This window comes from Bradyrhizobium cosmicum, assembly GCF_032290525.1.
Taxonomy (GTDB): domain Bacteria; phylum Pseudomonadota; class Alphaproteobacteria; order Rhizobiales; family Xanthobacteraceae; genus Bradyrhizobium; species Bradyrhizobium cosmicum_A.
The window spans coordinates 77,623-89,763 of sequence record NZ_JASXTA010000025.1; the positions used below are offsets into that span (position 1 = coordinate 77,623).

9 protein-coding genes and 2 riboswitches are annotated in these 12,141 nt (G+C 64.1%); of the genes, 7 read left to right on the plus strand and 2 right to left on the minus strand.

Going from position 1 to position 12,141, the window contains the following annotated elements; translation table 11 throughout:
- The first annotated feature begins 300 nt into the window (after positions 1–300).
- Both QSV46_RS32955 and QSV46_RS32960 read left to right on the plus strand, forming a co-directional pair.
- A complete protein-coding gene (locus QSV46_RS32955) occupies positions 301–1,551 on the plus strand; it encodes a multidrug effflux MFS transporter (protein ID WP_314961345.1) in 1,251 nt (416 codons plus the stop codon).
- 54 nt (positions 1,552–1,605) lie between these two features.
- A complete protein-coding gene (locus QSV46_RS32960) occupies positions 1,606–1,746 on the plus strand; it encodes a hypothetical protein (RefSeq protein WP_314961348.1) in 141 nt (46 codons plus the stop codon).
- 15 nt (positions 1,747–1,761) lie between these two features.
- On the opposite strand, the gene QSV46_RS32965 is transcribed toward QSV46_RS32960, so the two are convergent.
- Positions 1,762–3,369, minus strand: a complete 1,608-nt coding sequence (locus QSV46_RS32965; RefSeq protein ID WP_314961351.1) for an ABC transporter substrate-binding protein — start codon at positions 3,367–3,369, stop codon at positions 1,762–1,764.
- Positions 3,370–3,465: 96 nt separating this feature from the next.
- Positions 3,466–5,073 (minus strand): ABC transporter substrate-binding protein, encoded by a 1,608-nt coding sequence (locus QSV46_RS32970; protein WP_314961353.1) that lies wholly within the window; start codon positions 5,071–5,073, stop codon positions 3,466–3,468.
- A gap of 267 nt (positions 5,074–5,340) precedes the next feature.
- Here QSV46_RS32970 and QSV46_RS32975 point away from each other — a divergent pair, with 267 nt between their 5' ends.
- From QSV46_RS32975 to QSV46_RS32995, 5 genes are all read left to right on the plus strand, one after another.
- Positions 5,341–6,471, plus strand: a complete 1,131-nt coding sequence (locus QSV46_RS32975; protein WP_314961356.1) for a M20/M25/M40 family metallo-hydrolase — start codon at positions 5,341–5,343, stop codon at positions 6,469–6,471.
- 95 nt (positions 6,472–6,566) lie between these two features.
- Positions 6,567–6,670: riboswitch (glycine riboswitch) on the plus strand.
- Between the two features lie 3 nt (positions 6,671–6,673).
- A riboswitch (glycine riboswitch) is annotated at positions 6,674–6,789 on the plus strand.
- A gap of 66 nt (positions 6,790–6,855) precedes the next feature.
- Positions 6,856–8,169 (plus strand): D-amino acid dehydrogenase, encoded by a 1,314-nt coding sequence (locus QSV46_RS32980; protein ID WP_314961358.1) that lies wholly within the window; start codon positions 6,856–6,858, stop codon positions 8,167–8,169.
- Positions 8,170–8,340: 171 nt separating this feature from the next.
- The gene (locus QSV46_RS32985) at positions 8,341–9,282 is read left to right on the plus strand and encodes an ABC transporter permease (protein WP_314961360.1); all 942 of its coding nucleotides are present in this window, start codon (positions 8,341–8,343) and stop codon (positions 9,280–9,282) included.
- 19 nt (positions 9,283–9,301) lie between these two features.
- Positions 9,302–10,189 carry an ABC transporter permease gene (locus QSV46_RS32990; protein ID WP_314961362.1) on the plus strand — a complete coding sequence of 296 codons (888 nt, stop codon included), beginning with the start codon at positions 9,302–9,304 and terminating at the stop codon, positions 10,187–10,189.
- 106 nt (positions 10,190–10,295) lie between these two features.
- Positions 10,296–11,945, plus strand: coding sequence for an ABC transporter ATP-binding protein (locus QSV46_RS32995; protein ID WP_314961365.1), 1,650 nt, complete (start codon positions 10,296–10,298; stop codon positions 11,943–11,945).
- The last annotated feature ends 196 nt before the right edge of the window (positions 11,946–12,141 follow it).

The window sequence follows — 12,141 nt, forward strand, 5'->3', positions numbered from 1 at the left end:
ACAGGATGCGTTTCCGTTTTCATCCCGCCGGATGGAGAGGCCTTGCCGGGCGCCGATCTTTAGGGAGGGATGGTGAATCACTGGTTTCCGACCCGCGGCCGAAAACGGCCTGTTGTTCCGCTCAGGCCGCCAGCCGCATCGGCGTTTTGCAGAACCGCATCGAGGGCCGTCGCGGGACGGGGCTACGCCGGTTCACCAATTCTTGTCCGCTCCCGTCCCGCCTGCCAGCCATCCCGAAACATGGGTTGTGCGGCGCAGCACAACCGATCAAGAAGCCTCTGATTTTCAGAGGTGAGCTTCTTGTCCGACGTCAATGCCGACGATTGGGTGTCCTCGGGACACCGACCCATGGGATTTCCGGAATTCGTCATCGTGATCGCGTCCATCATGGCGCTCAATCCGCTTGCGATGGACATGATGCTGCCGGCGCTGCCCAACATCGGAGCCGCCTTCAACATTCCCAACGCCAACCATCTTCAACTGGTGCTGTCGACCTTCCTGATCGGCTTCGGCGCCGGCCAGTTCGTCATGGGGCCGTTGTCGGACCGCTTCGGCCGCCGTCCGGTGCTGCTCGGCGGCATGGCGGTCTATGCGGTCGCGAGCGTGCTGGCGGTCGCGGCGCCCTCGTTCGAGACGCTGCTGCTGGCACGCGCGCTGCAGGGATTCGGCACCTCGGCGACGCGCGTGATTGCGACCTCGATCGTGCGCGACTGCTATGTCGGCCGCCGCATGGCCAGCGTGATGTCACTGGCGATGATGATCTTCATCGCGGTGCCCGTGATCGCGCCTTCGTTCGGACAGGCGGTGCTGCTGGTGACGCAATGGCGCGGCATCTTCGTCGTGCTGATGCTCTACGGGCTGCTCGCGCTGGCGTGGTCGGTGCTGCGGCTGCCTGAAACCCTGCCGGTCTCGGAGCGCAGATCGCTCGCGCCGAGCGACGTCCTCGCGGCTTATTGGCAGACCGTGAGCAATCGCCAGACCATCGGCTATGCACTCGCGGCCGGCAGCGTCATGGGCGCGCTGTTTGCCTATGTGTTCTCGGCCCAGCAGGTGTTCACCGACATCTATCATCTCGGCCATTATTTCCCGCTCGCCTTCGCCGCGATTGCGGCCGGCACCGCCATCGCCGGCTTCCTCAACGCCAGATTTGTCGGAACCCTCGGCATGCGCGTGATCTCGCACGGCGCGCTGACGCTCTACACTTTGGTGGCGGGCGTGATGCTGCTGACGGAAAGCCTCGGCATGCTGCCGCTTGCCTTGTTCATGGTGCTCTCGGCGCTGATGATGTTCTCGTTCGGCATGATGGTCGCGAACTTCACTGCGCTTGCCATGGAGCCGCAGGGCCATATCGCCGGCACCGCCTCCTCGCTCTACGGCTCGATCACGACGCTGGTCGGCATCGCCGTCGGCATGGTGATCGGGCAGAGCTTTGACGGCACGCTGCTGCCGTTCTCGGTCGGCTTTTTCCTGTCGACGCTCGCCGCCCTTGCGATCGTGCTGGTGGTGGAGAAAGGGCGGCTGTTCAAGCCGCATCATCGCCCTATTGCGTGAGGAACTTCGCGGCCTCCTCAATGTTGTAGTGCAGCAATTCGAGAGGCCGCGCCAATGGAACCGAAACACCGCGAAGATCAGAACACCCCGGAGCGGGCGGAGACGGACCGCTCAGTGCCGGGCGCCAATCAAGCCGCGGTCACCGCGCCTTTCGTCAGCGAAGGTCTCGAGCGGGTCCGCGACAGCCATTGCTGAACGGAGGCCCTCCCCCTACTCGGTCTTGTCGATGTTCCAGAACACGGGTGTTGCCGGGCCATCGATCACGCCGGAGATCGACTTGCGCCAGGCGCTGGGCGCCTGATACTGGCCGAGCGGCATGTAGAGCACTTGGTCGTAGGCTTCCTTCTGGATCTCGATCGCGATCTTCTTCTGATCCTCCGCCGTTGCCGCGCGAACGAAGGCGTCCTTGAGCTGCTCGACCTTGGCGTCCTCCGCCCAGCCGAACCAGCCGCCTTTCCTGCCCTGGCCGCCGACAGCGACGTTGGAGATCGGGTTGACCACGTCGGCGCTGACCCAGTTTGTGATGAACATGTTCCAGCCGCCCTCCTTCGGGGGCTTCTGGCTGGCGCGCCGGCTCACCACCGTCTGCCAGTCGGTCGCCTGCAGGTCGACCTTGAAGCCGGCTTCGCGCAGTTGTTGAGCCACCACGATCGGTTGCGCCTTCAGCGTCAGCACGTCGCCCGGCGCCATGAGCACGACGGGTGTGCCGTCGTAACCGGACTCGGCGAGCGCCTTCCTGGCCGCAGCCATGTCACCGCCCTTCGCGAGGGTCTCACCGCCAACCTCTGTCGCCAACGGCGTGTCGCAGATGAAGATCGCCGCGCAGGCCTTGTAGTATTTGGGATTGCCGATCAGCGCGTCGAGCACGTCCTTCTGGTTGATCGCCAGTAGTGCCGCGCGGCGGACCTTGACGTTATCGAATGGCGGATGGAGGAAGTTCATCCGTGCGCCCGTCTGGAATCCGAACTTGTTCAGGATCTCGAGCTTGAGCCCCTTGTCGGCTTCGATGGTGGGCAACATTTCGATGGCAGGAAGTTCCATGAAGTCGATGTCGCCCGACTGCAGCGCGTTCAACGCGGTCTGCGCGTCCGGCATCGTAATCCATTCGACGCGATCGACCTTCACCACCTTGCCGCCTGCGGTCCAGCTCGCCGGCTCCGTGCGCGGCACATAGTCGGCGTTCTTGACGTAGATCGCCTTCACGCCCGGCTGGAATTCAGACTGCACGAACTTGAAGGGGCCCGAGCCGATCTGCTCGGGGATCTGCTTGTCCACCGGCGTCTCGGCGAGGCGCTTCGGCATCATGAAAGCAACCCGGGAGGACGGCTTGCCGATCGATTCCAGCACGAGCGCGTAGGGCTCCTTCAGCTTCAGCGTGATGGTCTTGGGGTCGCTCGCCTCGAGGCTCGCGGTGAACAGCATCATCTGCTGCCCCATGCCATCGGCAGCGGCCCAGCGCTTCAACGAGGCAACGCAATCTTCCGCGGTGACCGGCGCACCGTCATGCCATTTCAGGCCGTCGCGCAGCGTGAACGTGTAGGTGAGCTTGTCGTCGGAGATCTTCCAGTCCGCCATCTGCGGCTGGATCTTGAAGTTCGAATCCGTCGCAATCAGCGTGTCGAAGACCATGTAGCCATGATCACGCGAGATATAGGCGCTGGTGAAGATCGGATCGAGGATGCGCAGATCCGAATGCATCACGGCGGCAATTGTCTTGCCCGCGGCAAGAACCGGCGAGGCCAGCGCCGAAAGCGCGACGACTGAAAGCGCAAGTGTGGAGGCGAATGACCGACGCCCTGGGCGCATGAGTTGGAACATCGACCTTCTCCTGGCGAGCGGCTTGCGAGCGGCGCCGCTGACGACAGCGGCGCCGCGTAATGGTCGGGACGAAAGGCGCGCTAACGCGCCCTCGCCTTACTCGGACTTATCGACGTTCCAGAACAGCGGCGTTGCGGGACCATCGAGCACGCCGCTCAGCGATTTGCGCCAGCCGCTCGGCAGCAAATACTGACCGAGCGGAACGTAGATCACCTGCTCGTAGGCTTCCTTCTGGATGTCGGCGGCGATCTTCTTCTGCTCGTCGAGTGAGGCGGCGCGAACGAAGTCGTCCTTGAGCTTTTCGATCTTGGCGTTCTCCGCCCAGCCGAACCAGCCCTTCTTGCCCTGGCCGCCGATCGAGAGATTGGCGATCGGGTTGGAGACGTCGGCCGCGACCCAGTTGGTGAAGAACATGTTCCAGCCGCCCTCCTTCGGCGGCTTCTGGCTGGCGCGCCGGCTCACCACCGTCTGCCAGTCGGTCGCCTGCAGGTCGACCTTGAAGCCGGCTTCGCGCAGCAACTGAGCCGCAACGATCGGCTGCGCCTTCAGCGTCGTGACATCGCCGGGGGCCATGATCACGATCGGGGTGCCATCATAGCCGGACTCCGCGAGCGCCTTCTTGGCTTCGGCCATGCCGTTGCCCTTGATCAGGGTCTCGGCACCGACCTCGGTCGCGAATGGCGTATCGCACACGAAGAATGCGCCGCAGATCTTCTGATATTTGGCGTTGCCGACCAGCGCGTCGAGCACGTCCTTCTGGTTTATCGCCAGAAAGGCCGCACGGCGCACTTTGACGTTATCGAACGGCGGATGAAGGAAGTTCATCCGGCCGAGCGTCTGGAAACCGAACTTGTTCGAGACCTCGAGCGTGATCTCCTTGTTCGCCTCCAGCAACGGCAGCATGTCGAAGGGCAGATTTTCCATGAAATCGATGTCGCCCGACTGCAGCGCGTTCACTGCGGTCTGCGAGTCCGGCATGGTGATCCATTCGACACGGTCAACCTTCACCACCTTGCCGCCGGAGGTCCAGCTCGCCGGCTCCTTGCGCGGCACGTAGTCGGTGTTCTTGACGTAGATCGCCTTCACGCCCGGCTGAAATTCAGACTGCACGAACTTGAAGGGGCCCGAGCCGATCTGCTCGGAGATCTGCTTGTCGGGCGGCGTCTCGGCGAGGCGCTTCGGCATCATGAAGGCGACGCGCGAAGATGGCTTGCCGATCGATTCGAGCACGAGGCCGTAAGGCTCCTTCAGCTTCAGCGTGATGGTCTTGGCATCGGTGGCCTCGATGCTCGCGGTGAAGTCCATGAGCTTCTGGCCCATGCCGTCGACCGCGGCCCAACGCTTGAGCGAGGCGACGCAGTCTTCCGCCGTGACCGGCGCACCGTCATGCCATTTCAGGCCGTCGCGCAGCGTGAACGTGTAGGTGAGCTTGTCGTCGGAGATCTTCCAGTCCGCCATCTGCGGCTGGATCTTGAAGTTCGAATCAGTCGCGATCAGCGTGTCGTAGACCATGTAGCCATGGTCACGCGTGATGTAGGCCGTGGTGAAGATCGGATCGATGATGCGCAGATCCGAATGCATCACCGCGGTGATGGTCTTGCCGGCCGCAAACACGGGCGAGGCCATCGCCGTGGAAAGCGCGACGACCGACAGCGCAAGTGTGGAGGCGAACGCGCGACGCCCCCGGCGCATCAAGCTCAACATAAAAGTCTCTCCTGACGTGAAACTGTTCAAAGGCAGGTTATTGGTTGAGCATCAGGTTCGTTCTTTAGGCGAACTAACCTCATACAATGCCTTTATCTTTCGAGACTTGCAGACAGTGTTGAGCGCGTCAATCCGGTTTCGCTGCAGGCCCAAGCGGCGCACGTACGGGCTCTACAAAGATCGGTTTAGCTCTACAACGCTCTCCGCCAGTCCCGCCGTACCGATGCAATGCGCGTTCCATCTTTCGAAGCTTTGAGAGACATTAAGATGAATCCAGCCAATCTTCCTTTCGATTCCGAGGCGATGCTCAAGGGCCTGCGCACTTGGGTGGAATGCGAGAGCCCGACCTGGGACGCAGGCGCGGTCGACCGCATGCTCGATATCGCAGCGCGGGATATGGCGATCATGGGTGCGACGATCGAGCGCATTGCCGGCCGCCAAGGCTTTGGCGGCGTCATCCGCGCGCGCTTCCCGCACCCGAAGCAGGGCGAGCCGGGCATCCTGATTGCCGGCCACATGGATACCGTTCACCCGGTCGGCACCATCGAGAAGCTGAAATGGCGCCGCGAGGGCAACAAATGCTACGGCCCCGGCATCTACGACATGAAGGGCGGCAACTATCTCTCGCTCGAAGCGATCCGGCAGCTGGCGCGCGCCTCCTTCACCACCCCGCTGCCGATCACCGTGCTGTTCACGCCGGACGAGGAGGTCGGCACGCCCTCGACGCGAGACATCATCGAGGCTGAGGCCGCGCGCAACAAATATGTGCTGGTGCCCGAACCCGGCCGCGCCGACAACGGCGTCACCACCGGACGTTACGCCATCGCACGATTCAATCTGGAAGCGACGGGACGGCCGAGCCACGCCGGCGCGACACTGTCGGCGGGCCGCTCCGCCATCCGCGAGATGGCGCGGCAGATTCTTGCGATCGACGCGATGACGACGGAGGACTGCACCTTCTCGGTCGGCGTCGTGCATGGCGGACAATGGGTCAATTGCGTAGCCACGATCGCCACCGGCGAGGCGCTGTCGATGGCGAAGCGCCAGGCCGATCTCGACCGCGGCGTCGAACGGATGCTGGCGCTGTCGGGGACCGCGAACGACGTGACTTTCAAGGTGACGCGCGGCGTGACGCGACCGGTGTGGGAGCCCAATGCCGGCACGATGGCGCTGTACGAAAAGGCGCGCGGCATCGCCAAATCGCTCGGCGCTGAGCTGCCGCATGCGAGTTCGGGGGGCGGGTCCGATGGTAATTTCACCGGCGCGATGGGAATTCCGACTCTCGACGGCCTCGGGGTGCGCGGCGGCAATGGCCACACGCTCGAGGAGTTCATCGAAGTCGAAAGCCTGGTCGAACGCGGCCGGCTGATGGCGGGATTGCTGGCGACACTGGAGTAAATTGAATCAACTTCGCACTGCACAATGCGTTGGCAGTCGCGGTTGAAATTTAGCCTTGTCTAAAAATGAGGCGCATCGTACTGCTCGATGGTCCACGCGACGACGCGGGAGAGATCGCAACGAAGGTTTCGGCCTTCTTTGCGGCGCCGACGGAGCAACCGCCCCGGAAACTCTCAGGCAAAAGGACCGTATCGTCAGGACGATCTGGAGAGAGACGGCGCGACTCTAGTGGTCGTGACGTCCACCGAAGGGGATAGTCCGAAAGCTGACCTCGCCGAGGTCCGCAACGGATCAAGCTCTCAGGTAACCGTGACAGATGGGGCGCCGCCAACGGCCTTTGGCCGGCGGTCAGCCGACTCTAACTCACGGGAGCCCCGAACTGCCATGACCCATATCGCCATCATCGGCGCCGGTATCACCGGCGTGACGACCGCCTATGCCCTGCTCGAACGCGGATACAAGGTGACGGTGCTCGACAAGCACCGCTACGCCGCGATGGAGACCTCCTTCGCCAACGGCGGACAGCTCTCCGCCAGCAATGCTGAAGTGTGGAACAGCACTGCCACGATTCTGAAGGGCCTGCGCTGGATGTTCCGGCGCGATGCGCCGCTGCTGATGAACCCGCGGCCGAACTGGCACAAATATTCGTGGATGAGCGAGTTCGTCGCCAACATCGGCAACTACCGCGCCAACACCATTCAGACGACGCGGCTCGCCATCGAAGCCCGCAAGCACCTGTTCGAGATCGCAACGCGCGAAGGCATCGACTTCGACCTCGAACGCCGCGGCATCCTTCACATCTATCACGACAAGAAGGGTTTTGAGTCCGGCCTGCGCGTCAACGCTCTGTTGCAGGAAGGCGGCCTCGATCGCCGCCCGGTGACGCCGGACGAGATCCGCGCCATCGAGCCGACGCTGCGCAAGGATTATTATGGCGGCTTCTACACGCAGTCGGACGCGACCGGCGACATCCACAAGTTCACGCGCGGGCTTGCGGAGGCCTGCAAGCGTCGCGGCGCGACCTTCACCCACGAAGCCAACATCGATTCCATCGCCCAGGCCGGCGGCGGCTTTGTCATCGGCTGGGCTGACCTCTCCGCAAACGGTGCTGTCCCGCCGACGCGCGGCATGCTGAAGGCGGACGGCGTCGTCGTCTGCGCCGGCGTAGCCAGCCGTCACTTCGCCACCCTGCTCGGCGAGCGCGTCAACGTCTATCCGGTGAAGGGCTATTCGATCACCGTGCAGCTCGACACTGCCGCGAGCCGCAATGCGACGCCGACCGTCAGCCTGCTGGATGAGGCCGCCAAGATCGTCACCAGCCGGCTTGGCGCAGACCGTTTTCGTGTCGCCGGCACCGCCGAATTCAACGACTTCAACCGCGACATCCGCGCCGATCGCGTGCAGCCGCTGGTCGACTGGGTCCGCAGCAACTTCCCCGCCGTCGAGACGTCGCGAGTCATCCCCTGGGCCGGGCTGCGTCCGATGATGCCGAACATGATGCCGGTGGTGCGCGCCGGACGGATGCCGGGCGTGTTCTTCAACACCGGCCATGGCCATCTCGGCTGGACCTTGTCGGCCGCGACCGCGCAGATAATTGCCGGGACCATCGACGGCTGGCGCGGGCTCAACGTACCGACGGCCGCAGCGGCGGCCCGAACTGAACTTGGGGTTGATCGTGAGCTGCGCCATGCATCCTGAGTCGCAGGCCAGGCGGCCCTTGCGACCGCCCTGCCCTTGGCACACAATTTGCCCCGAAAAACCGGCTTCTCCGGCCGGCTTTCCAGCTCAAGTGACAGGCGTGCATGATAGACACAGTCGATTCCACGAGGGCATCAAAGCCCCACAAGTTCCGCAGCCGGAGATAGGTGCATGCTAGGTTATCTCATTCGCCGCGTCCTGGCCGCGGTGCCCGTGATGGGTGTCGTCGCGCTGTTCGTGTTCCTGTTGCTGCGGCTCACGCCGGGCGACCCTGCCGCTATTCTCGCCGGCGACAACGCGACGCCTGAACGGCTCGAGCGCATCCGCGACTCGCTCGGCCTGAACGAACCGCTGATCGTGCAGTTCATCACCTGGGTGAACAAGCTGCTGCACGGCGATCTCGGCACATCGCTGATCTCCAACTTGCCGGTCATGAAGATGATCAGCCAGCGTGTCGAGCCGTCGATCTCGATCGCGCTGTGCACCATCATCCTCGCCGTCATCGTCGCCGTTCCGTTGGGGGTGATCGCGGCCTGGAAGCACGGCACCTGGATCGACCGCTGCGTGATGGGGTTGTCGGTGCTCGGCTTCTCCGTGCCGGTGTTCGTGGTCGGCTATGTCTTGATCGAGGTCTTCGCCATCGATCTGCGCTGGGTGCCGGTGCAGGGCTTCCGCAGCATCTTTAACGGCTTCGGCCCGTTCTTCGAGCGCATCATCCTGCCGACCTGCGCGCTGTCCTTCATCTACATCGCGCTGATCGCGCGCATGACGCGGGCGGCAATGCTCGATGTGCTGGGCGAAGACTATGTCCGAACGGCGCGCGCGAAAGGCATCAACGAGGTTGCCGTGATGATGCGGCACGCGCTGCGCAACGCCGCCGTCCCCGTCATCACCGTGATCGGCACCGGCTTTGCGCTGCTGATCTCCGGCGTCGTCGTCACCGAGAGCGTGTTCAACATTCCCGGCATCGGCCGCCTCACGGTGGACGCGGTGCTGGCGCGCGACTATCCGGTGATCCAGGCGATGATCTTGCTGACGTCGCTGATCTACGTCGTCGTCAACCTGCTGATCGACGTCGCCTACACGCTGCTCGATCCCCGGATCCGGTACTGAGGCAAGGACAAGGACAAAAATGTCAGTCGATACCCTTCCACGGTCATCCATTCCGATCACATCGCCGCTGCGGCCGCGCTTCGGGTTCCTCACCTCGACGCCGATCATCGCGACGGCCACGGTCCTGCTCACGCTGATCGTGCTGATCTCGATCCTGGCGCCCCTGATCGCACCGCATGATCCGATCCAGCTTGCGCCGTCGCAGCGGCTGAAGCCCTCCTCGGCGCAGTTCCTGCTCGGCACCGACGCCTACGGACGTGACCTGTTGTCGCGCGTCATCTATGGCGGCCGCATCTCGCTGCTGATCGGCATTGGCTGCGCGATCCTCTCGATCGTCATCGGCCTCGTCATCGGCCTCGTCTCGGGCTTCTTCAAGCTGGTCGATGCCGTCCTGATGCGCGTCATGGACGGCCTGATGGCGATGCCGAGCATTCTGCTCGCGATCGCGGTGGTCTCGCTGTCCGGCGCCAGCCTTTGGACGGTGCTGGTCGCCATCACCATTCCCGAAATCCCGCGCGTGGCGCGCCTGGTGCGCTCGGTGGTGCTGTCGGCGCGCGAGGAGCCCTACGTCGAGGCCGCGATCTCGGTCGGCTCGTCCCTGCCGAAGATCATGTGGCGGCATCTGATGCCGAACACGATCGCGCCGCTGATCGTCCAGGGCACTTATGTCTGCGCCTCCGCAATCCTCACCGAGGCCATCCTCTCCTTCCTCGGCGCCGGCATTTCGCCGGAGACGCCGACCTGGGGCAACATCATGGCCGAGGGCCGCCAGTATTTTCAGCTCAAGCCGACGCTGATCTTCTGGCCGGGCCTGCTGCTGTCGATCGCCATTCTCAGCATCAATCTGATCGGCGACGCCGCCCGCGACGCACTCGATCCGCGCATGAAGCAGCGGGAAGGCAAGTGAAACCATTGATTCCGTCATTCCGGGGCGGTGCGAAGCACCGAACCCGGAATCTCGAGGTTCCGGGTTCACGCTTGCGCGCGCCCCGGAACGACCGTGGAGATCTCACATGACCAGCCCCATCCTCGACATCAACAACCTCGTCGTTTCCGTCGGCAAGAAGCCGAAGGGTGCGAACATCATCGACGGCATCTCGATCCAGGTGCGCGAGCGCGAGACGCTGTGCCTCGTCGGCGAAAGCGGCTCGGGCAAGTCGGTGACCTCGCTCACCACGATGGGCCTGCTGCCGAAGGGCACGCTGGTTCCGACCGGCGGCAGCGTCAAGCTGGTCGGCGAGGAGATCCTCACCGCGACCGACCGCCGCCTGCGCCAACTGCGCGCCACGCAGATGGCGATGATCTTCCAGGAGCCGATGACCGCGCTCAATCCGGTGGTGCCGGTCGGCCGCCAGATCGACGAAGTGTTGCGCGCGCACACCAATCTCGATGCCAAGGCGCGCAAGCAGCGCATCCTCGACATGATGGAGCAGGTCCGCCTGCCCCAGGTCGAGCGCATCTTCGCCTCCTACCCGCATCGCCTCTCCGGCGGCCAGCGCCAGCGCATCATGATCGCGATGGCGCTGGTGCTGGAGCCGAAGCTGCTGATCGCGGACGAGCCGACCACCGCGCTCGACGTCACCACGCAGAAGCAGATTTTGACCCTGATCCGCGACCTCCAGCGCGATCATGGTACGGCCGTGCTGTTCATCACCCATGACATGGGCGTGGTCGCCGAGATCGCCGATCGCGTCGCGGTGATGCGGCAGGGCCGGCTGGTCGAGACCGGCACGCTGGACACCGTGCTGCGCAATCCGACCATGGAATACACCCGCAACCTGCTTTCCGCGGTGCCGAGCCTGGTGCCGCGCGCGGCGCGGCCCGAGACCAGAGAACCGGTGGTTCTGGAGGCCAACGAGCTCGGCAAGGTCTACAAGGAGCGCGCGTTCTTCGGCAAAGGCCGCGAGGTCGTTGCCGCCGACAGGGTCACGCTGACGCTGCGCAAGGGCCGCACGCTCGGCATCGTCGGCGAGAGCGGCTCGGGCAAGTCGACCGTCGCGCGCTGCATCGTCCGTCTGATCGATCCGACCTCCGGCGGCGTGCGCCTTGCCGGCCGCGAGATCGCCGACATCTCGCGCCGCCTGCTCCAGCCGCATCGGAAGAAGATCCAGATCGTGTTCCAGGACCCTTACCGTTCGCTCAACCCGCGCGTCACCGTCGGCGAGAGCATCGCGGAAGGCCCGATCAATTACGGCACCTCGCATGCCGATGCGATGAAGCGGGCGCGCGAGCTGCTCGAGCTGGTCGGCCTGCCTGCCGACGCCGTGTCGCGCTATCCGCACCAGTTCTCCGGCGGCCAGCGCCAGCGCATCGCCATTGCCCGCGCACTCGCGCTCGACCCCGACGTGCTGGTTGCGGACGAAGCGGTGTCGGCTCTCGACGTCTCGGTGCAGGCGCAGGTGCTGGAACTGCTCGACGAAATCCAGAAGCGGCTCGGCATCGCCATCCTGTTCATCACGCACGATCTGCGTGTCGCAGCCCAGATCTGCGACGAGGTCGTGGTGATGCAGCATGGCCGCGTCGTCGAACAGGGCCCGGCCGCCGAGGTGCTGACGCATCCGAAAGAGGCCTACACCCGAGCCTTGCTGGAGGCAGCGCCCGGCCGCGGCTGGGATTTTGCGAACTTCCGGCCGGTATCGGAAGGCGTCGCGGCCACGGCATAACAAAATTCTCTCCTCGTCATTCCGGGGCATCGCGAAGCGATGAGCCCGGAATCCATCAGGCAGCAGACTCTGTCGCATGATGGATTCCGGGCTCACGCCGAAGTGGCGCGCCCCGGAATGACGGCGGAGCAGCATTCCCAAAACAGCTTGAGGCCATGCGCGGCGCGATTGCTTCCCAGCTTGCTCTCTCCTCAAG